At 70.1% G+C, this 24,146-nt stretch carries 23 protein-coding genes; 9 read left to right on the top strand and 14 right to left on the bottom strand.

The window, feature by feature from the left end; translation table 11 throughout:
* Window positions 1–212: 212 nt before the first annotated feature.
* From INP57_RS11010 to INP57_RS11020, 3 genes are all read right to left on the bottom strand, one after another.
* Complete coding sequence (locus INP57_RS11010; RefSeq protein ID WP_307850014.1) at window positions 213–692, bottom strand: CinA family protein; 480 nt, start codon at window positions 690–692, stop codon at window positions 213–215.
* Entirely contained in the window at window positions 689–1,318 is a 630-nt protein-coding gene (pgsA, locus tag INP57_RS11015) for a CDP-diacylglycerol--glycerol-3-phosphate 3-phosphatidyltransferase (RefSeq protein WP_200070049.1), read from the bottom strand. Before pgsA ends, INP57_RS11010 begins: the two co-directional genes overlap by 4 nt.
* A 377-nt stretch (window positions 1,319–1,695) precedes the next feature.
* Window positions 1,696–2,337: a Uma2 family endonuclease gene (locus INP57_RS11020; protein ID WP_200070050.1), complete on the bottom strand. Its 642-nt coding sequence runs from the start codon at window positions 2,335–2,337 to the stop codon at window positions 1,696–1,698.
* Between the two features lie 136 nt (window positions 2,338–2,473).
* Between INP57_RS11020 and INP57_RS11025 the strand changes: the two genes are divergently transcribed.
* The 3 genes from INP57_RS11025 (at window position 2,474) to INP57_RS11035 (ending at window position 5,301) form a co-directional block, all read left to right on the top strand.
* Complete coding sequence (locus INP57_RS11025) at window positions 2,474–3,040, top strand: amino-acid N-acetyltransferase (RefSeq protein ID WP_200070051.1); 567 nt, start codon at window positions 2,474–2,476, stop codon at window positions 3,038–3,040.
* A 368-nt stretch (window positions 3,041–3,408) separates the two neighbouring features.
* Window positions 3,409–3,969: a phospholipase gene (locus INP57_RS11030; RefSeq protein WP_200070052.1), complete on the top strand. Its 561-nt coding sequence runs from the start codon at window positions 3,409–3,411 to the stop codon at window positions 3,967–3,969.
* Window positions 3,970–4,086: 117 nt separating this feature from the next.
* Window positions 4,087–5,301, top strand: coding sequence for an alpha-hydroxy acid oxidase (locus INP57_RS11035; RefSeq protein ID WP_200070053.1), 1,215 nt, complete (start codon window positions 4,087–4,089; stop codon window positions 5,299–5,301).
* Between the two features lie 57 nt (window positions 5,302–5,358).
* Here the strand turns inward: INP57_RS11035 and INP57_RS11040 are convergent, their stop codons facing one another.
* Together INP57_RS11040 and INP57_RS11045 are read right to left on the bottom strand one after the other, a co-directional pair.
* On the bottom strand, window positions 5,359–6,447 hold the full coding sequence (locus INP57_RS11040) for a sialidase family protein (protein WP_233627340.1): 1,089 nt from the start codon (window positions 6,445–6,447) through the stop codon (window positions 5,359–5,361).
* Window positions 6,448–6,850: 403 nt separating this feature from the next.
* Window positions 6,851–9,415 (bottom strand): DNA translocase FtsK, encoded by a 2,565-nt coding sequence (locus tag INP57_RS11045; RefSeq protein ID WP_200070055.1) that lies wholly within the window; start codon window positions 9,413–9,415, stop codon window positions 6,851–6,853.
* Between the two features lie 206 nt (window positions 9,416–9,621).
* Between INP57_RS11045 and INP57_RS11050 the strand changes: the two genes are divergently transcribed.
* Window positions 9,622–10,365 carry a lysophospholipid acyltransferase family protein gene (locus INP57_RS11050; RefSeq protein WP_233627400.1) on the top strand — a complete coding sequence of 248 codons (744 nt, stop codon included), beginning with the start codon at window positions 9,622–9,624 and terminating at the stop codon, window positions 10,363–10,365.
* 271 nt (window positions 10,366–10,636) lie between these two features.
* Window positions 10,637–12,262, top strand: a complete 1,626-nt coding sequence (locus tag INP57_RS11055; RefSeq protein ID WP_307850016.1) for an alpha/beta hydrolase — start codon at window positions 10,637–10,639, stop codon at window positions 12,260–12,262.
* Between the two features lie 65 nt (window positions 12,263–12,327).
* Here the strand turns inward: INP57_RS11055 and INP57_RS11060 are convergent, their stop codons facing one another.
* The 6 genes from INP57_RS11060 to thyX all read right to left on the bottom strand — a co-directional run bounded on the left by INP57_RS11060 (window position 12,328) and on the right by thyX (window position 19,120).
* Entirely contained in the window at window positions 12,328–14,220 is a 1,893-nt protein-coding gene (locus INP57_RS11060) for a DUF2075 domain-containing protein (protein ID WP_200070058.1), read from the bottom strand.
* Window positions 14,221–14,331: 111 nt separating this feature from the next.
* On the bottom strand, window positions 14,332–14,685 hold the full coding sequence (locus INP57_RS11065; RefSeq protein WP_295145377.1) for a nucleotide pyrophosphohydrolase: 354 nt from the start codon (window positions 14,683–14,685) through the stop codon (window positions 14,332–14,334).
* A 103-nt stretch (window positions 14,686–14,788) separates the two neighbouring features.
* On the bottom strand, window positions 14,789–16,477 hold the full coding sequence (locus tag INP57_RS11070) for a ribonuclease J (protein WP_200070375.1): 1,689 nt from the start codon (window positions 16,475–16,477) through the stop codon (window positions 14,789–14,791).
* A gap of 26 nt (window positions 16,478–16,503) precedes the next feature.
* On the bottom strand, window positions 16,504–17,448 hold the full coding sequence (dapA, locus tag INP57_RS11075) for a 4-hydroxy-tetrahydrodipicolinate synthase (RefSeq protein ID WP_200070060.1): 945 nt from the start codon (window positions 17,446–17,448) through the stop codon (window positions 16,504–16,506).
* Between the two features lie 234 nt (window positions 17,449–17,682).
* Complete coding sequence (locus INP57_RS11080) at window positions 17,683–18,309, bottom strand: TIGR03085 family metal-binding protein (RefSeq protein ID WP_200070061.1); 627 nt, start codon at window positions 18,307–18,309, stop codon at window positions 17,683–17,685.
* A 58-nt stretch (window positions 18,310–18,367) separates the two neighbouring features.
* A complete protein-coding gene (gene thyX, locus INP57_RS11085; RefSeq protein WP_200070062.1) occupies window positions 18,368–19,120 on the bottom strand; it encodes an FAD-dependent thymidylate synthase in 753 nt (250 codons plus the stop codon).
* 194 nt (window positions 19,121–19,314) lie between these two features.
* Here thyX and INP57_RS11090 point away from each other — a divergent pair, with 194 nt between their 5' ends.
* The gene (locus INP57_RS11090; protein ID WP_200070063.1) at window positions 19,315–19,872 is read left to right on the top strand and encodes a toxin-antitoxin system HicB family antitoxin; all 558 of its coding nucleotides are present in this window, start codon (window positions 19,315–19,317) and stop codon (window positions 19,870–19,872) included.
* A 6-nt stretch (window positions 19,873–19,878) separates the two neighbouring features.
* On the top strand, window positions 19,879–20,922 hold the full coding sequence (locus INP57_RS11095) for a DUF4097 family beta strand repeat-containing protein (protein WP_445326511.1): 1,044 nt from the start codon (window positions 19,879–19,881) through the stop codon (window positions 20,920–20,922).
* Window positions 20,923–20,931: 9 nt separating this feature from the next.
* Here INP57_RS11095 and INP57_RS11100 read toward each other — a convergent pair whose 3' ends face one another.
* Window positions 20,932–22,170, bottom strand: a complete 1,239-nt coding sequence (locus INP57_RS11100) for a winged helix-turn-helix domain-containing protein (protein WP_200070065.1) — start codon at window positions 22,168–22,170, stop codon at window positions 20,932–20,934.
* A gap of 184 nt (window positions 22,171–22,354) precedes the next feature.
* Here INP57_RS11100 and INP57_RS11105 point away from each other — a divergent pair, with 184 nt between their 5' ends.
* A complete protein-coding gene (locus INP57_RS11105) occupies window positions 22,355–22,921 on the top strand; it encodes a GNAT family N-acetyltransferase (protein ID WP_200070066.1) in 567 nt (188 codons plus the stop codon).
* Between the two features lie 122 nt (window positions 22,922–23,043).
* Complete coding sequence (locus tag INP57_RS11110; RefSeq protein ID WP_295142058.1) at window positions 23,044–23,535, top strand: YqaA family protein; 492 nt, start codon at window positions 23,044–23,046, stop codon at window positions 23,533–23,535.
* Window positions 23,536–23,592: 57 nt separating this feature from the next.
* On the opposite strand, the gene INP57_RS11115 is transcribed toward INP57_RS11110, so the two are convergent.
* The gene (locus tag INP57_RS11115) at window positions 23,593–23,838 is read right to left on the bottom strand and encodes a hypothetical protein (RefSeq protein ID WP_200070067.1); all 246 of its coding nucleotides are present in this window, start codon (window positions 23,836–23,838) and stop codon (window positions 23,593–23,595) included.
* A 16-nt stretch (window positions 23,839–23,854) separates the two neighbouring features.
* A complete protein-coding gene (locus INP57_RS11120; RefSeq protein ID WP_200070068.1) occupies window positions 23,855–24,058 on the bottom strand; it encodes a hypothetical protein in 204 nt (67 codons plus the stop codon).
* Between the last annotated feature and the right edge of the window lie 88 nt (window positions 24,059–24,146).

Below are 24,146 nucleotides of genomic sequence, written 5' to 3' on the forward strand. Positions count from 1 at the left end.
CTCCTTCGTCGCCTACATCGTGCGCTACGCGTCAACGCCCTCTACGTTACTCATCGCGACGGCCGCACGAGAGCGATCACCGGCAAGTCCGCCGAGGGCGAACGCATCCTGCACCCGCGGCCGCAGTCGATCAAGCGGTGATCCACCCGCGTCCACCGCCCGGCGCAGCTGCCGTGCCCAGCGACATCGCGCTGCACACGTGCCGCGGAAGTTCAACCCAGCAGGGCGCCGAACTGTTCCAACGCCACCCGAATGGCCGCCGCCCGGACGGCAGGACGATCACCGTCGAGACGCGTGGAGAACACGGTCGCAACCGACGGCCCGGCGAAGCCGATGTGCACGGTCCCCGGCGCGGCGCCGTCTTGCGGATCCGGCCCGGCGGCCCCGGTCAGCCCCACACCCCACGACGCTCGGCAGCGATCCCGCGCGCCCGCGGCGAGCTGCTCGGCGACCTTCGGCTGCACCGCACCACCCGTGGCCAGCAGCGCGGGATCCACGCCCGCCAGCTCGGCCTTGAGCTCGGTGGCGTAGACGACCAGCCCGCCCCGCACGACCGCGCTGGCCCCGGCGACCTCCGTCAACGCCGCCGAGAGCAGACCGGCCGTCAGCGACTCGGCGGTGGCGACGGTCTCGCCGCGGGAGCGCAGGCGAGCCAGCACGCCTGCGACGAGATCGTGCTCGGCGGCGGTCACGGCCGCTGCTCCGCGGCTTGCTCGCCCGCCGCTCGCAGCCGCACCGCGCGGACCACGTAGTCCAGCCCGGTCAGCACCGTGACCAGCACCGCAGCGGCCATCACCGTCCAGGCGACCGGAGCCCCCAGCGCGCCGAGCGGCATCAGGTACAGCCCGATCGCGATCGCTTGCAGCAGCGTCTTCAGCTTCCCGCCGCGGCTGGCGGGGATCACGCCGTGCCGGATCACCCAGAACCGCAGGATTGTGACGAACAACTCACGCGCGATGATGATCGAGGTGGCCCACCAGGACAGGTCGCCGAGCAGGCTCAGTCCGATCAGCGCCGAGCCGGTCAACGCCTTGTCCGCGATCGGATCGGCGATCTTGCCGAAGTCGGTGACCAGCCCGCGCTTGCGCGCCAGGTCGCCGTCCACGCGGTCGGTGATCGAGGCGATCAGGAACACCGCGGTCGCCAGCCACCGCCACAGCAGCTCGTGCCCGTCGCCCCACAGCAGGGTCACCAGGAAAACCGGCACCATCGCCAGCCTGGACACGGTCAGCACGTTGGCGATGTTCACCAGCGGCACCGGTCGTTCGACCGGCCCACCGGGAGTGGGCGAGCTCGATGCCGCGCTCTCGGCCGTCATGCCTGCTCCCCGCGAAGTTGCTGTTCGGACGTGCCGCCCGGGCGCGGCGCCGAGTCCAGGTACTCGGTGCCGGTCATCCGGCGAAGCGGCACATCGCCCGCGCCGACCCGTCCAGGATCAGCGAAGCAGCACGCACCGTCCACCTCCGGCCGCTGACCTGTGGGCGGGACCTCCCGGATGCGCCCGGCATCCGCGATCCGTCCGGTGTCCGGGGACCGTGCGGCACGCGCGAACCGACCGGGAGGGACAACGTTGCGAACGCGCGCCGGCGCGATCGTGGCGCCCCGGCGGGCAGCGGTGCCTGCTGGCATGGCGTCGAGGTTAGCGGGACAGCACCACTGCCCTGCGATCGAGCCCGGAACGGGAACAGCCGAAGATCAGCTTTGCAGCAGCACGTCCACCGGGATCTCCACCGCGACATCGCCGGGCAACTTCAACGTGTCACCCCGCGAATAAGCCGCGATGCTGCGGTATTCGCCGTTCTCCGGCCGCCACAGCACCTTGGCCTCGCCGTGTTCGCGGTCGCCGATCAGGTACACCGGGACACCGGCGCGCGCGTACGCCTCCGGTTTGATGCGCAGGTCGTCCTGCCAGTTCGAAGAAGTGATCTCGACGACGAGGTGGAAGACCTCGGGCGGGTACTGCGAACCGGGCAGGCGGTGTTCGCGGAAGTCCTCGTCGACCACCGCGAGGTCGGGAAGCGCGAAGTCGCCCGGCCCTTCGGGCAGCGCAAGGCCCAGGTTCTGGATCACTTCCAGCTGGTTCTCCTCGACGACCTGCCGGTCGAGGATGCGCATCAGCCTGGTGAGGGCCACCCCGTGGCCGCCGTCAGGAGGTGGAGTCACGACAACCCTTCCGCTCATCGCCTCGATGCGGAAGCCGTCCAGCGCGGGGTCCTGCCACAACCGCTCGGCGGTCTCCCGCGCGGTCGGCCTGCCGCCGGACTGTTCCGGGGCTCCCGACTGCTCCGGAGCTTCCGGGCGATGCTCGTGCGTGCCGCGTTCCATCGTGGCGGTCATCTCCCACCTCCTGGCTCCAGACTAGCGCACATCACCACGGAAAGTAGCGATCTTATCACTGTCCGAAACCAGGTCGTCACTGAGCGCTACCGGGCGCACATCGACTTCATCGTGCACGGAAGGTAGCATTCGCACCATGCATAGCTATGCGCCAGGCGAAATATCGATTCGCCGGGCTCGGGTCGCCGACGTCCGCGGCATCAAGGCGCTCGTCGACTCCTACGCCGGAAAGGTGCTGCTGGCCAAGGAACTCGTGACGCTCTACGAGCACGTGCAGGAGTTCTGGGTCGCCGAGCTCTCCGACGGCGACGGCATCCGCGTGGTCGGCTGCGGCGCACTGCACGTGCTGTGGGAGGACTTGGCCGAGATCCGCACCGTCGCGGTCGACCCGGCCGCCAGGGGCCACGGCGTCGGCCACCGCGTGGTCGGCCGCCTGGTGCAGCTCGCCCGCGAACTGGGGTTGGCGCGGGTGTTCGTGCTGACCTTCGAAACCGAATTCTTCGGCAGGCACGGATTCCACCGCATCGACGGCACTCCGGTGAGCCCGGACGTCTACGCCGAAATGCGCCGCTCCGCCGACGAAGGCGTCGCCGAATTCCTCGACCTCCCCTTCGTCAAGCCCAACACCCTCGGCAACACGCGGATGCTGCTGGAACTCGGTGGCACCACCGACGGCACGACCGCCGACGGCCTGCTCGGCTGAGACCACCGGTCCGGCGATCCTCGCCCGCAGCGCACTAGCGCCGTCCAGCTCACCGACCGCCTCTGCGCGATTCGCCCGGTCCTCGTAGCGGCGCTGCCTGGTCCGGTTCTCGCGTTGCTCGACCTGCACGACCTCGATTCCGAGGTCGGCCGCTTGGAGAACTCCACGACTTGCCGCCGGGGAGCTGCTGCTCATGCCCGGCTACGACAAGTCCGGGCAGGCGGTTCCGGTGACCGCCGTCCACGGCGCGAACGCCTCCACCACATCGAGTGGTGCACGCCGGGACGACCGGGGGTCGCCGCGGCAGATCGGCAACAGCTATAACTCCGGTGTCGCTCGTTGCAGGTCCCGACCTTCCAGGAGAGCCAGTGCCCCGTCACGCCGCGCGCCCTCGCGCGCTCGCAGCCGCCGCCTCCGCCGGTGCGGTGCTGCTGCTGACCGCGGGAAACGCGCAAGCCGAGATACCCCAACCGGAGCTCCAGCAGATCACCGACAGATACCTGTTCCAGACGACGCTGCACGACTTCACCGGCATCCGCGCCGACAAGCCCTACGGCGATCAGCTCGACTGGTCGTCGGACAGCTGCTCGTACTCGCCGAACGAGCCGCTGGGCTACGACTTCGGCACCAGCTGCGACCGGCACGACTTCGGCTACCGGAACTACGAGAAGCAGTCCCGGTTCACCGACGAAAACCGGTTGCGCATCGACGACAACTTCAAGGCCGACATGCGTTCCGGCTGCGGTGCGGACCCGGTGTGCAAGTCCGCGGCCGAGGTCTACTACTGGGCGGTGCGCCAGTTCGGCGACGTCAGCGTCGCCGAGGCCATGCAGCAGGCGCAGGTCACGCCGAAGCGCTCGAAGTCCGGTGCGATCGTCGGCTACCAGGCCCGCGACGCGGCCGGGAAGCCGGTGCAGTTCAACCCCTGAGCCGGGTTGCCCGCGGGCACGGTCACCGGGTGTGGCCGTGCCCGCTTTTGCTGTGGTCGGCGGGCATCCGCTGGGTAGTGTGCGCCGGGCCCTGGACGACGAGGTGAAGGGAAACGAATGGTACGGCGCCAGATTCCACGGTGGTCCGAGCTGCGCCCGTTGCTGCGGGTGGCGCCGCCGGAGCTCAACCCGCTCGAGCGGCGCCTTTCGCACGCGCACACCATTCCCGACCTGCGCAGGATCGCCTACCGGCGGACGCCGCGCGCGGTGTTCGACTACACCGACGGCGCGGCGGAAGGCGAGACGAGCCTGCGCCGCGCGCGGCAGGCGTTCCGCGACCTCGAGTTCCACCCTTCGGTGCTGCGCGATGTGTCCGATGTGGATACTGGCCGCGAGATCCTTGGCAGGCCGTCGGCATTGCCGTTCTCCTTGGCGCCCACCGGGTTCACGCGGATGATGAACCACGAGGGCGAGCCCGCCGTGGCGCGGGTCGCCGAGCGCGCGGGCATCCCGTATGGACTGTCCACAATGGGCACCACGTCGGTGGAGGACACCGCAGCGGCCGCGCCGGAGGCCCGCAAGTGGTTCCAGCTCTACGTGTGGCGCGACCGCGAAGCCAGCCGCGAGCTGGTGCAGCGGGCCAAGGAAGCCGGCTACGAAGCGCTGATGCTCACGGTCGACACCGCGGTCGCGGGCGCGCGGATGCGGGACGTGCGCAACGGGCTGACCATCCCGCCGTCGCTGACGCTGAAGACGATCGCCGACGGGGCGCTGCACCCCGCGTGGTGGTTCAACCTGCTGACCACCGAGCCGCTGCAGTTCGCGTCGTTCAAGCGCTGGGAAGGCACCGTCGCGGAACTGATGAACGAGATGTTCGACCCGTCGCTGAGCTTCGCCGACGTGGAGTGGCTGCGCGAGATCTGGGACGGACCGCTGATCATCAAGGGCCTGCAGAACGCTCCGGACGCGGCGAAGGTCGTCGAGCTCGGCGCGGACGCGGTGATCCTGTCCAACCACGGCGGCCGCCAGCTGGACCGGGCGCCGACGATGCTGGAGCTGCTGCCGAAGGTGCGCGAGCGGATCGGCGACCGCGCGGAGATCATGCTGGACACCGGCATCCTCAGCGGCGCCGACATCGTCGCCGCCATCGCGCGCGGCGCGGATTCCTGCCTGGTCGGGCGCGCCTACCTGTACGGGTTGATAGCCGGTGGGCAGCGCGGGGTGCAGAAGGCGGTGGACATCCTGCGCGTCGAGGTGGAGCGCACGATGCGGCTGCTCGGCGTTTCCTCGCTGGATCAGCTGGACAGCTCGTACGCGACGCTGCGGCGCTGAGACCGGGTGCCGGGCCGCCGTTCGGACGGCCCGGCACCAGCGGTCACCGGTTCGAGATCACCGGTTCGGCCGCGCGTCCAGCGGAGTCCGGTCCGGCGCGCCCGCCGTTTCCCCGGGCTGCCCCGTTTCGCCTGCCTGCCCCGCGTCCCCGTCGATCGGTCCGGTGCCGAAGTACGCCTCGCACGGGCCGCCGATGTACTTCTCGTAGTCGGTGGCCAAGTGGATCACCGACCGCCCGTCCGAGGTGGGCAGCGTCGTCGGGCTGAAGTTGCGGCAGTCGCTGCCCTGGTTGTGCTCGATCTGCACCGGCGCCGGGACTTCCCGCCAGCCGTGCGCCAGGTCGGACGGGTGGTCGTTGACCATCAGCGTGCGCCCGTTGCCCGGAGCCAAACCGCCGTTGTCGCCGCCGAGCATCTGGTAGGCGAGGATCAGCCGCCCGTTCGGATCCGTGCCCGGCGCCCACGAGATCGTCGGCGTGCCGAGCGGCTGCCCACCGGTGTCCGAGACGATCTCGGTCCCGGGGTCGCGGGGATCGCCCCAGTCCCAGCCGTCCCGCGATGTCCGCATGAACACGGTGCAGATGTGCACCGGGTCGTAGTTGCACAACTCGTAGACCATCACGTAGCTGCCGTCCGGCAGCTGCCGCACTCCGGCCATGCCGGGCCGGACGCGGAACCGGTCGTCCTTGATGGCGTCGCGCTGGTCGGTCCAGTGCACGCCGTCCGCGGACCGGACCTGGACCATCTTCTGGTCGTGGTTCGGGTCCATGTCGTCGGAGTAGAACGCGGCCAGCTGCCCGTCGGCGGTGACGGTGAATTCCGGTTCCCACACGCCCGGCCCGGGCGGCATCGTGACCACATTGGACAGGTAGTTCCAGGTGCGTCCGTGATCGTCGCTGCGCCAGAGCCGGATGCTGCTGGTGCGGGTGTCCGCGTCCGCGCCGACTCCGGCGGTGCCTGCCCACAGCAGCGTGCCCGCGGGCATGTCGCCTACGGCGCGGGGCAGTTCGTAGAGCGTGGAGCAGCACATGCCCTTGGTGTTCTCGCCCTCGGGGTCGCGGATCTCGCCGACCTGCTCGAAGGACTTCCCGTCATCGCTGCTCTCGTAGATCACCGCTCTTCCGGCATTGTCCACATAGGTCGTCATGCTGGCCAGTACGCGCCCGTTCGCGGGACCACTGTGCTGCAGTCTGACCAATCTCGGATAGCTGCTTCCGCCCTGCCGGAACATCTCGCCCTGGTTCACGTCCATGGGCGCGGCAGCAGGCTCATCGGCCTGCGCCATTCCGTAACATAAGCCAGTGACCAGCAACGCGGCTAGCGCGGTGGCGGCACCGGCTCGGATTCTCCTGCCGTTCATCGCGAACCCTTCAGCTCGATCAGCGGCGCAGAATATATAGCTTGAAGATCAGCCGGTGAACTCGGTTGGCGAGTTTTTCCGCAAACTCGCAGGGCTGGTACCGGGACCGTGAAAAACGTGAATCCCGGAGGTGTCCGGGAGGCGAATCAGAGCAAAAAGACCCCGTCGGAATTCGGCGGGGCCACCGGGTTCAGGCTTCGTCGTCGGGAGGCGGGCCGCCCCGGATCGAGTCCAGCGCGCCCTGCAGCTCGTCCGGCTTCACCAGCACGTCGCGCGCCTTCGAGCCCTCCGACGGACCGACGACGTTGCGCGATTCCAGCAGGTCCATCAACCGGCCCGCCTTCGCGAACCCGACGCGCAGCTTGCGCTGCAACATCGAAGTGGAACCGAACTGGCTGGTCACGACCAGTTCGGTGGCCTGCAGCAGCACGTCGAGGTCGTCGCCGATGTCGGAGTCGACCTCCTTCTTCTCGCCCGCCTTGGCCGCGGTGACGCCTTCGGTGTAGTCCGGCTCGGCCTGCTCCTTGGTGTAGCCGACGATCCGGGTGATCTCCGCGTCGCTGACGAACGAGCCCTGCACCCGCTGCGGCCGGGACGCGCCCATCGGGAAGTACAGCCCGTCGCCCATGCCGATCAGCTTCTCCGCGCCCGGCTGGTCCAGGATCACCCGCGAGTCGGTGAGCGAGGACGTCGCGAACGCCAGCCGCGAGGGCACGTTCGTCTTGATCAGCCCGGTGACCACGTCCACCGAGGGCCGCTGGGTGGCCAGCACCAGGTGGATCCCGGCGGCCCGCGCCTTCTGCGTGATCCGCACGATCGCGTCCTCGACGTCCCGGGGCGCGGTCATCATCAGGTCGGCGAGCTCGTCCACGATCGCCAGGATGTACGGGTACGGCCGGTATTCGCGCTCGCTGCCGGGCGGGGCGGTGATCTCGCCGGAGCGCACCTTCGAGTTGAAGTCGTCGATGTGCCGCACCCGGTTGGCCTGCATGTCCTGGTAGCGCTGCTCCATCTCGTCGACCAGCCAGCCCAGCGCGGCCGCGGCCTTCTTCGGCTGGGTGATGATCGGCGTGATCAGATGCGGGATGCCCTCGTACGGGGTGAGCTCGACCATCTTCGGGTCGATCAGGATCATCCGGACCTCTTGCGGCGTGGCCCGCGCCAGCAGCGAGACCAGCATCGAGTTCACGAAGCTGGACTTGCCGGAACCGGTGGAACCCGCGCACAGCAGGTGCGGCATCTTGGACAGGTTCGCGGTGACCATGTGGCCTTCGATGTCCTTGCCCAGACCCATCACCAGCGGGTGCGCGTCGCCGGCGGCCTTGGAGGAACGCAACACGTCGCCGAGCAGCACCATTTCGCGGTCGCTGTTGGGCACCTCGATGCCGACCGCGGACTTGCCCGGGATCGGCGCGAGCAGCCGCACGTTGTCGGTGGCCGCGGCGTAGGCGATGTTCTTGGTCAGCGCGGTGATCTTCTCGACCTTCACGCCGGGGCCGAGTTCCACCTCGTAGCGGGTCACCGTCGGCCCGCGGACGAACCCGGTGACCTGCGCGTCGATCTTGAACTGCTCCAGGACCGCGGTGATCGCCTCGATCATGGAGTCGTTCGCCTTGCTACGCGTCTTCGGCGCTTCCCCGCCGGTGAGCGCGTCCAGCGGCGGGAGCCGGTAGTCGCCTTCGACGGTGCGGCTGATGGTGAGCTTGCCGCTGTCCTCGGGTTCTTCCTGGTCCTGCTGCTCACCCGCTGCGGGGACCTCTTCCGGCGCGGGTTTCGGCTCACTCGACTGCTTCTTCGACTTCGGCGCGGATTCGGCGGGCGCGTCGTCGAGGGAGAGCTGCCCGTCGGCGGCGGCCTCCTTCGCGTCGGAGCCCTTCGCGCTGGAGCCCTGCCTGCGCCGGGACGGGCGGCGCAGCTGCACCGTCTCCGGTTCGACCTCTTCGGTGACCGGCTCGTCCGCTTCCTCGGGCGCGGCGGTGAACCGGGCCCGCAGCGTGGACAGCGTCGTGTCGGTCAGCAGCATCAGCCCGAACAGCGCCACCAGCACCAGCACCGGCACCGCGACCCACGTCGTCACGCCCTGCGCGAGCGGGCCGCCCGCGACGAACCCGATGATTCCGCCCGCCCCCGGCCACGCCTGCCAGTTCGCGGGCGCGCCGAACACGATGTGCAGCACGCCGAGCACGCTGAGCCCGAGCAGCACCGAGCCGAGCACCACGCGCGGGCGCGCCTCCGGATTGGTGTCGGTGCTCGCGAAGAACACCGCGATCCCGGCCAGCACCAGCGGCAGCGCCATGACCGCGGAGCCGACGACGAACCGCAGGCCCCAGTCCAGCCACTGCCCGACCGGCCCGCCCGCGTGCCCCCACACGCCCGCGGCGGTGATCACGGCGGCGGCCAGCGCGATCAGCGCCATGCCGGTGCGGCCGTGCGCCGGGTCGATGTCCTTGGCGCGGCGCAGCACGCGCCCGACGCCGAGGCTCGGTTGCGCGCCGGACTTGGCGCCGCGTTTGGCGCTGCTCTTCGAGGAGCCGCTGTTCGAGGAGCCGCGCTTGGCGGGTGAGCTGCGCGGCGCGTGCGTCGATCCGGGGCGCGGTTTCCCACCACCGGAGGAAGAACTGGTGTTGCGCCCCTTCGCGGCACCGCCGCTCTTGGTGCCGCCTGGACTGTGCGTCGAGTTCCGCGCCGGGGATTTCGCCGCATTCTTCGGTGACGATTTCCCGCTCTGGGCGCCGCTCGTGGTCCGGCCCGCCATGGCCCTTACGTTATCTTGCGCGGCCGCTTTGCGTCACAGGAGGCGCAGGAAACACACGGCTATCCGGTCCGGGACATGTGACGCCGAGCGTTGTGCGATGCTCACCCGTCATGGTCGCCCAGCACGTCGAGCCCGAATCCGCGCAACCGCCTCCGGCAGCACGCGAGCAGCTGTACCGCGAGGCGCCGCTGCTGTGGCGGGTGCTGCTGCGGGTCGACCGCGCGCTGGTGCGGCTCACCGGACGGCTGCAGGTCACCGGTGATGTGCCGGACGAACTGCGCGGCAAGCCGCTGCTGCTGGCGGCGAACCACATCGGCAACGTCGATGCCCTGGTCGTGATGGCGGCGTGCGGGCGAAACCGGTTGGCGGTGCGGTTCTTGGCCACCGGCGGGTTGTTCGACGCTCCGGTGCTGGGCTCGCTGCTGCGCAAGTCGCGGCACGTGCGCGCGGACCGCGGTAGGGCCACCGCGAGCGAGGCGCTGCACCGCGTCGTCGATGCGTTGGAGCAGGACCACCGGCCGGTGCTGGTGTATCCGGAGGGGCGGATCAGCCTGGAACCCGATCTGTGGCCGGAGCGCGGCAAGACCGGTGTGGCGCGGATGGCGCTGGCTTCGGGGGCGCCGGTCGTCCCGATCAGCCAGTGGGGTGCGCACGAGGTAGTCCGCTACGGGATGCCGCGGGTGGAGAGCCCGCGCGACGCCGGTGTCCTGCTGCGTTCGTGGCTCGGTGCGATCCGGCGGCGGCCGGTGCTGCGGGTGCACTTCGGCGAGCCGGTCGACTTGAGCGACCTGTCCGCGGACAAGCCCGGCGATGCGGCCCGCGCGCGCGACCGCATCATGCGCGGGATCACGGCGGGGCTGACTCCGCTGCGTGCGGACGAACCGAACGCACCTCGGCACGCCGACGCGACGCGCCCGGCTGGGGACAAAAGGAGTCCTTGGCGCCCTTGAGCGCGCGTCGCCGTGCTGCGAGCCTTGCGGCGAGCGGTCGGCCGACTGCTGATCGACCACGCAATCGCGGTTTTCGTTCAGCTGCCGGACTGTCTCCTCGCGCGTTGGTCGGCGTTCGAGCGGGGAAGTTCGTCGCGGCTGGATCTTCGCGGCTTCCTGGTGGGCCGCGGATCTGTTGGGAGAGACTGGGCCGATCAGGGACTGGGCGCCGATCAGGGATTGGCCGCGATCGGTGCCCGCCCGGGCGCTGGAACGGACATCGAGGAACGAAGTGCAGAAATCAGCGATCGCCACGGCGGCGACCGGCCTGCTGGCAGCGAGCCTACTGTTCGCGCCGGCTGGTTCCGCCGCTCAACCGGGCCACGTCCCGGCACCCCAGGACCCGGCTCGGGAAACGGTTTCTCCGGAACCGGACTCGTTCAACCCGGCACCGATCAAATGGGGCCCGTGCGAAGACGATTCGTTACGGAAGGCGCACGCCGAGTGCGGAATGCTCGAAGTGCCGCTGGATTACGCGGATCCGGGCGGGGAAAAGATCTCGCTGGCCGTCTCGCGGGTGAAGCACACGGTGCCGGAAGACCAGTACCAGGGCGCGATGCTGCTCAATCCCGGCGGGCCCGGTGGTTCCGGGCTGGCACTGGCGAAGCTGGGGTCCTCGGTGCCGAAGAACGCGGGCGCCGCCTACGACTGGATCGGCTTCGACCCGCGCGGCGTCGGCGCCAGCAAACCGGCGTTGTCCTGCGATCGCGACTACTTCGGCTACGACCGGCCGGACTACACGCCGGACACCCCGCAGAAGGAGCGGGAGCTGCGGGACCGCTCGGCCCGTTACGCGCAGGCGTGCGGGAAGTCCGGCGGCGCACTGCTGAAGCACATGAAGACGACGGATTCCGTCGCGGACATGGAAAGCATCCGCAAGGCGCTCGGGCAGCAGCGGATCAATTATTACGGGTTCTCCTACGGCACCTACCTCGGCCAGGTCTACGGCACGCTGCACCCGGACCGGATGCGGCGGGTGGTGCTGGACGGCGTGGTCAACCCGGAGGACGTCTGGTACGAGAACAACCTCAACCAGGACGTGGCGTTCGACCGCAACATCAAGATCTTCTTCGATTGGGTCGCCCGCTACGACTCCGTCTACCACCTCGGCACCACCGGTGATCAGGTGGAGCGGCGGTTCTACGAGCAGAAGGCCAAGCTCGACGCGCAGCCGGCGGGCGGGGTGATCGGCTCCGACGAGTGGGTCGACCTGTTCCTGCAGGCCGGGTACGAGCACAAAGCTTGGGAACAGCGCGCGGAGGCGTTCTCCGGATGGGTGCAGCGCGGCGATTGGCAACCGCTGAAGAAGATCTACGACTCGGACAACTCACCGGGCGACGACAACAACTTCGCCGTCTACAACGCGGTCCAGTGCAGCGACCTGCAGTGGCCGCGGCAGTGGAACCGCTGGCGGGTGGACAACTGGATCACGCACGCGAAGGCGCCGTTCGAGACCTGGGCGAACGCTTGGTACAACGCCTCTTGCCAGAGCTGGCCGGTCGAACCGGGCGAGCCGGTCGACGTCGACGGCGGCGGCGTGCAAAGCGCGCTGCTGATCAACGAGGAACTGGACGCGGCCACGCCGTACCCCGGCGCGCTGGAAACGCGGAAGCGCTTCCCGAACTCCAGCCTGATCAGCCTTCCCGGCGGCACCACGCATTCCGGCTCGCTTTCCGGGAACCGCTGCCTGGACGACCAGATCGCGGACTACCTCAACACCGGCGAACGCCCCGCCCGCAAACCCGGCGGCGGTCCCGACACCACCTGTGAACCACTCCCCCAGCCGGTCCCGAAGGGCGCGAAGCCGCAACCGCAACGGCCCGAGACATCGCCGGGCGGATCGGAGCACCAGGACTGAAATCGGGCGGGAACGCGGTATCGATCACCGCGTTCCCACCGACGCCTTGAGCCGAGGAACCCGGGTCATCGCGTCACGTGCGCCAGGAATTCCTGCGTCTCGGGGTCCGGGGAATACACGCAGACCCCGCTCATCCCCCTTGTGAGCAGCACCTTGTAAGTGTTGCGGATGAGCCCGGCGAAGTGGAGTTCGTCCGCCTTCCGGACACCCGGGTCGTGCGAGTGGCCGCGGCGTGCGACCCACTCCCCGTCACGGCGGACGAGGTCCGGGCCGATGATCACGCCGGCCCAGTCGTACTCGAAGCCCTGGGCGGTGTAGATGCATCCGACCTGGCCGAATCCGCGCTCGTCGGAAGCCCAGAAATAGGACTCGGGCGCGTCGGGGACGCTGTTGCCGGGTTTTGCGTTCCAGGGACGCTTCCAGTCGTTGATGACGACATCGTCCACGAGGTGTTTGCCCTGCTCCGCCTCGGCCGGATCACTCCACGGCCAGCAGTAGCCCGCGGCGATGCGCGCGGTGCCGCCGTGTTCGGACCGCCGGGTCCGCAACCATGCTTCCATCGCCTGCGGAGTCGCAGCGCTGGCGACGACGAAATCATCATCGGTCGCCGACACCAGGCGGGTCCATTCCGTCGGACCGGCCTGTTCGAGTCCGAGCAGCCGGGAAACCCAGGTGTCGAACGCCGCCGAGCCGCCACAGCGGAATTGGCCCTCCAGGCGCACGACCTCGACTTCGCAGCCCTTCGTCTTGGCCGCTGTGGTGATCTCCTCCAGCGACCCCATTTCCCCCGGACGCACGATCTGGTCCTCGTCGAGGAGGAACACGGGCACCGATGCGACGTCGATCAATTCGTCGATCTGCCGCCCGGCACGTGCGCGGACTTCCTTCTTGGTGAAGCGGTTCACGCTCGTTTCCCGGATGCGGTGCGCTTCGTCGCAGATCAGGACGTCGAGTTCGCGGGGTTCGGAGCTGACGTAATTGTTGAAGTACTTGAACAGCCCCTGCACGCGGGTGTTGCGGCTGCCCGCGGTCTTGCGGAGCGTGCGGGTGAAGGCGCCGGATCCGGTGGCGTGGTGCACGGTACGGCCTTGCCGCGCGAGTTCGCCGACCAGGCTCAGCGCGATGGCGCTCTTCCCGGAACCAGGGCCGCCGAGGACGATCACGACGGTGCGAGTACTGGCGGCGCGAGCATTGCGCACGGCGTGCATGACCGTCTCGTAGGCGACCTTCTGCTCGTCGAGCAGCACGAACTGCTCGCGCTCCCGGATTTCCTTGGCCGCGATGTTGAGCAGCGCTTTGGACGGCGCGTGGTGGAAGTTGAGGAACTCGTCGGCGGCGTTACGCGCGGCGTCGCGGTCACCGGCCCGGCCGAGCACGGCCTGCAGGCGGTCGACGAGCGCGCCTCGATCGTCGAGGGTGAACAGGCGTCCGTACTCGCTCAGCGCGTGGTCGCGCAACGCCGAGACGTCCGCGTTCCGCGCGTTGTGCAGGTAGGCGATGCCGTGGACGGCGTCCGGACGTGCGGCCAGAGCGGGCGTCGAATCGACGAGGTACTGGCAGTAGCGGCGAACCTGCTCGACCGGATGCAGAACGGGGGCCGGACCGTAACCGGCGGTGCGGACGAGCTCGCCCACTGCCGCTTCGACGTGCGACCACTGCTTCAACTCGACGAGCACGTAGCTGGATTCGCCGGTCGTGGGGTGCGTTCCGCACAGGACGGCGTCGACGCGCCGAGGGCTGTGCGGGAGTTTGTGTTCCAGCAGCACCTCGACGTGCCCGAGCCCGGCATCTGCCAGATCGGCGAGCAGCACCGGGAGGCTGCGCTGCCAGGACCGCACCTCGGAGGTTCCGACCCGGGACTCGAGCTGGAACTCGGCCTGCTCGTTGAGCAGCAAGTGCAACCGGTCGGCTTTCGCGTCTTCGAGCAGTTCGGCCGCGCTCCGGCGAACCAGTGCCACTGACAACCCCCACTGGGCACGCGTGATCCACGCGCGGGTGGGGGCAGCGACGAAGTGGCTACTTCGGTGCCCGTCGGGCCGCGATCTTGCCGGGCCAGGTTAGCAGTCCGCTCATTCGAGCCGGTCGTACTTTCGAGCGTTGCCCTTGGCCGTTTCGACCGGGTACTTGGCCGCGTTCAAGCCCATCTTCACGTCCAGTGCGGCCAGGATGTCGATGTCGAGCACGTCGGCGAGGCGCAGCAGGTACGCGAGCACGTCGGCCATTTCGTGGCGCACTCGCTCGCCGGCTGCGGAGTCGTCCATGATCTGCGCGGACTGCTCCGGGGTGAGCCACTGGAAGAGCTCGACGAGTTCGCCCGCCTCGACGGACAACGCCATGGCGAGGTTCTTCGGGTCGTGGAACCGGTGCCAATCACGTTCATCCGCGAATGTGCGCAGGCGCTGCTGAAGGGTCTCGATGGTCACGTCCGGTGACCCTACGAGACGCGGGGGTCTCCGGACGCGAGCTGCAGCGGCCATCACGACCGCTCGGAAAGCCCGTCACCGGGGCAAGGCCCGCCGACGTCGCTCAGGACCCCACCGGCAGCACGTTCGGGACGATCATCGGGCGGCGGCGGTAGGTGTCGGCGACCCACTTGCCGACCACGCGGCGCACGGCCTGGGCGATGCGGTGGGTGTCGGTGATGCCTTCCGATTCGGTGCGGGCGAGTTCCATCTCGACCAGCGGCACCACTTCGTCCAGCGCCTTCGGGTCGTCGGAGAAACCGCGCCCGGAGATCGTCGGGCTGGACACCGCCCGGCCCGTGGCGGCCTCCACCGCCACGGTGATCGAGATGAAGCCGCCCTCTCCGAGCACCAGGCGGTCCGACAGCGTCGACTCGCCCACGTCGCCAACTGACAATCCATCGACGTAGACGTGACCCACTTCGACGCGGCCCGCGACCTTCGCGATGCCGTCGACCAGGTCGACCACGACACCGTCCTCGGCGATCACCACCCGTTCCGGGGCGACGCCGGTCAGCCGGGCCAGTTCGGCGTTCGCGCGCAGGTGCCGCCACTCGCCGTGCAGCGGCATGACGTTGCTCGGGCGCACCGCGTTGTACAGGTACAGCAGCTCACCCGCGGAAGCGTGCCCGGAGACGTGCACCTTCGCCCCGCCCTGGTGCACCACCTCGGCACCCAGCCGGACCAGGCCGTTGACCACGCCGAACACCGCGGTCTCGTTGCCTGGGATCAGCGAGCTCGCCAGCACCACCGTGTCCCCGGCCTTGATGCGGATCTGCTTGTGCTCACCGCGGGCCATCCTGGACAGCGCCGAAAGCGGCTCGCCCTGCGAACCGGTCGAGACGAACAGCACCAGGTGCTCCGGCATCGCCAGCGCCTCGTCCAACTCCACCAGCAGGCCCGGCGGCACCCGCAGCACACCGAGATCGGCTGCGATGCCCATGTTGCGCACCATCGAGCGGCCAACGAAGCAGACCTTGCGGCCGTGCTGCTCGGCGGCGTCGAGCACCTGCTGCACGCGGTGCACGTGGCTGGCGAAGCAGGCCACGATCAGCCGCTGGGTCGCCTTGCCGATCACCGAGTCCAGCACCGGGCCGATCTCGCGTTCCGGCGTGACGAACCCCGGCACCTCGGCGTTGGTCGAGTCGACCAGGAACAGGTCCACACCCTCGTCGCCGAGCCGGGAGAACCCGGCCAGGTCGGTGAGCCTGCCGTCCAGCGGCAGCTGGTCCAGCTTGATGTCCCCGGTGTGCAGCGCGACGCCCGCGGGAGTGCGGATCGCGACCGCCAGCGCGTCCGGGATCGAGTGGTTGACCGCGAAGAACTCCAGGTCGAACGCGCCGTGCTCGCTGTGCTGGCCCTCGGCGACCTCGATCAGCTGCGGCGTCTGCCGGTGCTCCTTGCACTTGGCCGCCAGCAGCGCCAACGTGAACTTCGAGCCGACCACCGGAATGTCCGGGCGCAGCCGCAGCAGGAACGGCACCGCGCCGATGTGGTCCTCGTGCCCGTGGGTGAGCACCAGCGCCTCGATGTCGTCCAGGCGGTCCTCGATCGGCCCGAAGTCCGGCAGGATCAGGTCCACACCCGGCGAATCGTCCTCGGGGAACAGCACCCCGCAGTCGACGATGAGCAGCTTGCCCGCGTACTCGAACACGGTCAGGTTGCGGCCCACCTCGCCGATGCCGCCGAGCGCGGTGACCCGCAAGCCGCCCTCCGGCAGCGCGGGCGGCGGCGCGGACGCCGTCGGCGCCATCGGGCGGTGTTCGGAAGGCTGCGTGCTCACCGGGACGTCACCTCTGCTGCGGCATCGGGGTTGACCAGGACAAGACCGGCGTCCCACAGATCGCTGGTGATCACCCGCACCTGCTCGTCGGTGGCCTGCGGCAGCGGCAGCCGCGGATGCCCGGTCTCGTAGCCGCACAGCCGCAGCGCCGTCTTCGAGAAGATCACGCCACCGACGAAGTTCATCGAGCGGTACACCGGCATGAGACCGGCGTGCACGTCCCGCGCCGACTCGATGTCCCCGGCCTCGAACGCGTCCAGCATCTTGCGCAGGCGGTCGCCCACCACGTGGCCGATCACGCTGACGAAGCCGACCGCGCCGACCGACAGCCACGGCAGGTTCAGCGGGTCCTCACCGGAGTAGTAGGCAAGATCGCTGTTGCACAGCACCTCGCTGCCCGCCCACAGGTCGTGCTTGGAGTCCTTCACGGCCTTGATCCGCGGGTGCTCGGCGAGCCGCTTGAGCGTGTCGGTCTGGATCGGCACCACCGAACGCGGCGGGATGTCGTAGAGCATCACCGGCAGATCGGTCGCGTCCGCGACCGTGCCGAAGTGCGCCAGCAGCCCCTCCTGCGGGGGCCGCGAGTAGTACGGGGTGACCACCAGCAGACCGTGCGCGCCCGCCTTCTCGGCGCTGCGGGCCAGCTCCACCGAGTGCTCGGTGTTGTTCGTGCCCGCGCCCGCGACGACGGTCGCCCGGTCGCCGACCGCCTCGACGACCGCCTGCAGCAGGCGCTCCTTCTCGTCGTCGCTGGTCGTGGGGCTCTCTCCCGTGGTGCCGTTGACGATGAGGCCGTCGTTGCCGACGTGATCGACCAGGTAGGTCGCCAACTCCTGGGACAACGCCAGGTCGAGCTTCCCGTCTCCGTCGAACGGCGTCACCATGGCGGTCAGGACCCGGCCGAACGGTCGGCCAGGGGCAGCGGTAGGACAGACGGTCATAGCTCCTGACGCTACCTGGTGAGTCCATTGATCAACGCGCCGCATCGGCGGCCGTGCGCAGGACCTCCGCCGCGACCGGCGGCAGCCGGAAAGGTACCGGTCAGCGCCCGTGCGGGCCGATCTTCTTCCGTCGCGGCGGCTGCGGTGGCGCGGGTTTTCCAGCGGCACATGCGTGCGATCCGCACGGCGCCGCCGGTCACCCGTTCGGCCCAGCCGGTTCGAGCGCGACCGGCTTCAGAACGAACGGCGCAAGTCCTCCACCGCGAGCACGTCCGCCTCGTTGCCTTCGATTTCCACCTGGTGCTGGCGGCGACTGAAGGCGTGCAGGATCAGCTCGCTCGGCTCACCGCTGAGGCGCACCGTGCGCGGACCGCGCTTCGCGGCGATCTCGGTGCCGTCCGGGCGGCGCAGCACCACGCCGACAGGGCTGCGGCCGTAGAACACCTTCGCCACCCGGGACAGCGACTTCCACAGCGCTTCCTCCCGCTCCGGGTCGGACGGGCGCGGCTGCCAGCCCGGCTGCGCGCGGCGCACGTCCTCGTGGTGCACGTAGAACTCGGCGGCGTTGACGGTCTCGTCCACCGAGCCGAACGACATCGGGTTCCACTTCGGCGGCCCCTCGCGCAACGTGGCGATCAGGTCCGGCCACGGCTTGTCCCGCAGCTCCTGCTCCACCTTGTCGCCGCGCTCGGCGAGCGCCTTGATGAACTTGCCCGCCAGCGCGTCCGGACGACGCTCGCGCAGCAGCAGGTGCACCGCGAGGTTCTTGGTCTTCCAGTCACCGCACAGCGTCGGCGCGTCCGGCCCGACCCGCTCGAACAGGTCGCAGAGTTCCCGGCGCTCGTCGTTGGCCACACCCATGCGGCCACTGTAGCCGTGATCAGCGAACCGGCACGCGCACCGGGCGCTCGGCCGGGAGTCAGCCCTCGGTGACGAACGGGCTGGACGCGACCTCGGTGCCGTCGGTGAGGCTGGTGATCTCGAAGTCGCCGAACACGTTCGGTGCGGCCTTCTGCAGCTGGCGCAGGCATTCCACGGCGAGCGCGCGGATCTCCACGTCGGCGTGCTCGCTGGCGCGCATCGCCACGAAGTGCCGCCATGCGCGGTAGTTCCCGGTCACGACGATGCGGGTCTCGGTCGCGTTCGGCAGCACCGTGCGCGCGGCCTGGCGGGCCTGCTTGCGGCGCAGCGTCGCCTTCGGCTCGTCGGCGAACTTCTCCTGCAGCGCTTCCAGCAGCTCGTTGTACGCGTGCACGCTCGCCTCGGTGGCCTGCACGAACTTCTCGTGCAGCGCCGGGTCCTCGGCGATCACGTCGGGTTCGACCATCGCGGCGTCGCGCTCCGGGACGTAGCGCTGGGACAGCTGCGAGTAGGAGAAGTGCCGGTGCCGGATCAGCTCGTGGGTCAGCGAGCGGGACATGCCGGTCAGGTAGAAGGTCACCGAGCCGTGCTCCAGCACGGACAGGTGGCCGACCTCCATGATGTGCCGCAGGTAGCCGTCGTTGGTGGCCGTGGCCGGGTTCGGCTTGCGCCAGGACTGGTAGCAGGCCCGGCCGGCGAACTCCGCGAGCGCCTGGCCGCCGTCTGCATCGGTGGACCAGTCCACGTCGGCCGGGGGGAAGAACTCCGTCTTGCCGATGAGCTGGACCTTCGGCGGCACGATCTCGGTCACGGTGCGCGGACCCTTCTGGCTCGTCTCGGGGGTTCTGCTGCTCCGCCGCTGCTGCGGCGGTTGCGGGAACGAGCGTAACCGGCCGTGCCGACAGTCCTGCCGCACCGGCCGGTCACCACTCGCGATGGCGCGGTGACACCGGACGACACCATTGGATGATTGCGCGACGCCAGCACCGACGCCATATTGGTGTCATGGATCTGAGCCCTTACATCAACCAGCTTCGCGAAGACCTCACGTCCGCCGCCTCGGCGGGCGACGAGCAGACCCGGCAGACCGCCGCCGTGCTCTCGGCCGCGATCGAGCCCGCGGCACGGCTGGCGATCATGAACGCGCTTTCCGACCTCGCCGCGGAGGTCACCACGCACCTGGAAGACCAGGTCGTGGACGTCCGGCTGGACGGGCGGGACGTCCGGGTGGCGGTCAGCGGCGGAGGCGGCGGGAAGGCTTCGACCGCCGAGGACGACCGGCCGCCGCCACCGCCTCCGGGCGGCGACAGCGGTGACATCAGCAGGATCACGCTGCGGCTGCTCGACGAGATCAAGTCGCAGGCCGAGAACGCCGCGTCCACGCAGGGCGTGTCGCTGAACACGTGGGTCGCGCAGGCAGTGCAAGGCGCCCTGCACGGCAGCAGACCGCGGGGACCGTGGGAGCACCACCGGCCGGGTCGCGGACCCGGTTGGGGCGGGCCGGGCCGCTTTCGCGGCGACGAAGGCTACGGCTCCCGGGTCCACGGCTGGGTACAGGGCTGACGGGAGGTGGCGACCTTGAACAGCGACACCGGCCGGAATTCCCAACCCGGCGACTCCCAACCCGGCGATGCCGAATCCCGGGAACCGAACGAGCTCGTGCGGACCCAGGAATTCGACACTCCTGGGCCGATCGTCGTGGACGTCGGCAACAGCCTCGGCGCGATCAACGTCGAGCTGGCCGAGACGGTGACCACGCACGTGGAGGTCCGGCACGACTCCGCGGGTGGTGGCCCGGAATGGCGCACCGGCCTGTCCGGCCTGCTCAACTGGGTCGGCGGGCAGATCAGCGAAGCCGGACGGCGTGGTGGTCTCGGGGCTGGTGGTCTCGGGGCCGGCGGTTTCGGCGGCGGGCTCGGGGATCGCGCCTTCGGCGACCGCGGCCCCGGGGAACCGATCGCGGAGGCGGTGCGCCAGACCACGATCGACTTCACCGGCGGCAACAGGTTGTCGGTGCGCGCGCCGAGCACGGTGCCGCTGCGCACCGTTCCGCTGGCGATCACGGTGCGGGCACCGGAGGAAACCGAGGTCTCGGTGCGCTCGACCGGCGGCGACGTGCGCGTGACCGGTCCGGCGAGCCGGGCGCGGGTGGAGTCCGGTGGTGGCGCGGTCTCCGTGGAACGGGCCGGCGGCAACGCGGTCGCGCGCACCGGTTCGGGCGCGCTGCGGCTCGGCGAGATGGGTGCCGGGGTGCAGGCCCGCAGCGGCGGCGGTGACGTGGAGATCGCCTCGGTTGGTGCGGCGTCGTCGGTGGTGACCGGCAGCGGCAGCGTGTGGCTGGGCGCGGTGCACGCGGACGTGCTGGTCCGGTCCGGCAGCGGTGACATCACCATCTCCGAAGCCGCCCGCGGCCAGACCGAGCTGATCACGGGTTCCGGTGAGCTGCGGGTCGCGGTGCGGCGCGGGGTGACCGCGGAAGTGGACCTGACCTCCACGACCGGGTCGGCGCACAGCGACCTGGAGGTTTCGGCGGAGCCTGCCGAGGACGAGCCCCCGCTGCGGATCTTCGGCCGCACCGGTAGCGGCGACGCGCTGCTCACCTCGGCCGGGTGAGCGAGCTGATCAGGACGCTGCGGTGAGCGCGCGCAGCGGGTCGGCGAGGTCGCCCCGGGTTCCGACGGCAACGCCGTCCAGGCCCAACCAGGCGGCCATGTCGTGCAGCGCGGCGGCGAGCTCCGGGGCGATCTTGCCGAGATCGCGGTCGGGTTCGCCGAACGCGCCGGGCACGCGCAGCACCTTCGCGGTCCGGTCGGCTTTCAAGTCGACCCGGGCCACCAGTTCACCGTCGAGCAGGAAGGGGAAGACGTAGTAACCGTACTCGCGTTGCGGCTGCGGCACGTAGATCTCGATGCGGTAGCGGAAGCCGAACAGCCGCTCGGCCCGCGAGCGCTCCCAGATCAACGGGTCGAACGGGCAGAGCAGCGCGCTGCCGCGCACCCGCCTCGGCGTGCGTGCGTCGACGTGCCGGTACGCCTGGTTGCGCCAGCCGTGCACCGCGACCGGTTCGAGGTCGCCGTTTTCCACGAGCTCGTCGACGGCGCGGCGGCCGCGCTGCGGGCTGAGCCGGTAGTAGTCGCGCAGCTCGGCTTCGGTCGCGACGCCGAGCGCGTCCGCGGAGCGCCGCACGAGTTCGCGCACCGCGTCGTGCTCGTCCGGGTCTTGGCTGAGCACGTCCGGCGGCAGCACCCGTTCCGGCAGGTCGTAGAGCCGTTCGAAACCGCGGCGGGTGCCGGTGGTCAGCTCGCCCATGGCGAAGAGCAACTCGCAGACCCGTTTGGTGTCGGTGCGGTTCCACCACGGTCCGCGCCCCTGGCGGGTGCCACCGCCGAGTTCGCGTTCGAGGGTGCCTGCGCCGACCGGACCGAGGTCTTTGACCGCGGCGAGCACGTCGTCGATGAGGCCGGGTGAATCGTCCAGCAGTTCGCGCAGGCCCCGCCGCCACGAGCTGCCGTGTTCGCGCATCCGCCAGCGCAGCAGCGGCCAGTCCCGCACCGGTATGAGGGAGGCTTCGTGCGCCCAGTACTCGACGAGCAGCCGCGGCTTTTTAGCGCTGTGCGTCCAAGCGGCGTTGTCGACGAGCTCCGCGGGGTAAGCGCCGAGGCGGCTGTAGAGCGGCATGTAGTGCGCCCGCACCGCGACGTTCACCGAGTCCATCTGCAGCAGCTTCGTCCGACCCAGCGCCCGGTTCAGGTGCTGCCTGTTCGCCTCCCCGGTCGGCCGTGCGGCAGTGGATCCCTGCGCGGCGAACCCTTGGGCGGCCAGCGCCGTCCGCCGCGCTGCCGCAGCACTCATCGTCTCCATCACCCGGATGGTGCCAGGCCGCACCGACAACCCCGCCCGGCGCACCGAACCGCAGCACATGGCTCGACGAACCGGTTCGGCGAGCTGTTGCGCGCGCCGGACGAACCGGTCACGCAACCCGCGCGGCACCGCGTCTCCCCCGCCCGCACGCATCCGGACTGACCTCCCAGCTAGTTTGGCGCGCATGGCCGATGCCGATGTGCGCCTCGCCGCGCCTTCCGACGTCCCCGAGATCGCACGGATCCAGCTCACCACCTGGCGCAGCGCCTACGCCGAGCTGCTGCCGCCGGAAGCGCTGGCGAGCGTGGACGAGAACGCGGCGCGACGCAGCTGGGAAGAGGCACTGCACGGCGGCCAGGTGACGTTGCTGGTGGCCACCGAGGGCGAATGGACGGTCGGGTTCTGCGCCGCAGGTCGTGCTCCCGAGCAGGAAGCCGCCGCCGCGAACGGCACCCCACCGCCGGATGCGGCGACCGTGGCGCTGGTGAGCACGCTGCTCGTCGAGCCGCGTTGGGGTCGCCGCGGGCACGGCGGCCGGCTGCTGGCGACCATGGCGCAACAGCTCGCCGAGGGCGGCGCCACGCGCGGCATCACCTGGGTTCCGGAGGAGGATTCGGCCTCGCTCGCGTTCTTCGAGCACGCCGGTTGGGGTCCGGACGGCACGGTCCGCACGCTCGACGCCGCTGGTCGCCCGCTGCGGGAGCTGCGCCTGTCCGGCCCGCTCGACCTGGAACTCTCCCGGCCGGAGTGAGCCGCCTGCACCGGGCGGGTCGCGGCCCGGCCGGAAACGCTCCGCAGCCGCCCGGCCACACGATGCCGTTCGCGGGATGTTGCTAGCCTGGCGCTGACCACGCACCGACCTCCGGAGGACCCGTGCTGACCTCCATCGGTTTGATCTCCACCGCCTTCGGGATGTCGGTGGTTTCCGCGCTGTTCCCGATCATCAGCGTGGAGATCTTCGTCGTCGGCATGGTCGTCAAGGGCCCGGAGGTGCCCTGGTGGCTGCTGGCGCTGGTGGTGACCCTCGGGCAGATCGGCGGCAAGCTGCTCTACTACTACGCCGCGCGCGGCATCATCAAACTTCCCGGTTTCCTGCAGCGCCGCAGCGATCCGGAGCACCACACCGGCCGCTGGAAGGAATGGCTGGACCGGTTCCGCGCCTGGTGCCTGCACCGTCCGATGTGGACCGGTGGAGTGCTGCTGCTGAGCGCGGCGGCGAGCCTGCCACCGTTCCTGGCGACCTGCGTGGTCGCGGGCTGGGCGCGGGTGCCGCTGAGCACGTTCTTGATCACGGGCCTGGTGGGCCGCTTCGCCCGCTTCGCGGCGCTGGCGGTCGCCCCCGGCTTGATGATCGCCTGGATCTGAGCCGCCGCGTGGACGGCCCCGGTGCCCGACCGGGGCCGCCGTCACCCGAAGCGGCGCTCACGCCCCCGGCAAGAGCTTGCCCGGCACGTCCAGCACCGAGTCGACCAGCCCGAACACCGGGACCCCGAGCGGCGCGAAGGTCCACTTGTTGTGCAGGTCGCCGGTGTCCGGTTCGTCGACCACGACGACACCGTCCTGCTCCGGCGCGGGCTGCGGTGCGGCCACCGCGGCGCCAGCCCCGCCCAGCAGGGCGGTTCCGACCAGCGCGGACACCGCGAGTCCGCGGCGCAGTTCAGCGTTCATGACGGTTTCCTCCTGGTCAGTCGAGCGCGTCGAGCAGTCCGACGACGGGGTTGAGAGCGGCGGTCGGCAGGCCGACGGTGGGGCTGAGCAGTCCACCGGCGTCCACGCCGGGCACGAGCCAGATCGACGGCGGGTCGGCGTGCGCGACGCCCGCGCCGAACCCGGCGAGGGCGAGGGTGGCCGCGGCCGTGGTGGCCACCCTGGCGAGGGTTTTCGGCATGGTGATCTCTTCCTTCCGTGCTCTCCCGCCGGTCGGCGGGGAGGTCGCTCTCCCGCCCGATGGCGGAAGGTCTCTGCCACGGCGGAGC

Source organism: Saccharopolyspora galaxeae (assembly GCF_016526145.1).
Classification (GTDB): Bacteria; Actinomycetota; Actinomycetes; order Mycobacteriales; family Pseudonocardiaceae; genus Saccharopolyspora_C; species Saccharopolyspora_C galaxeae.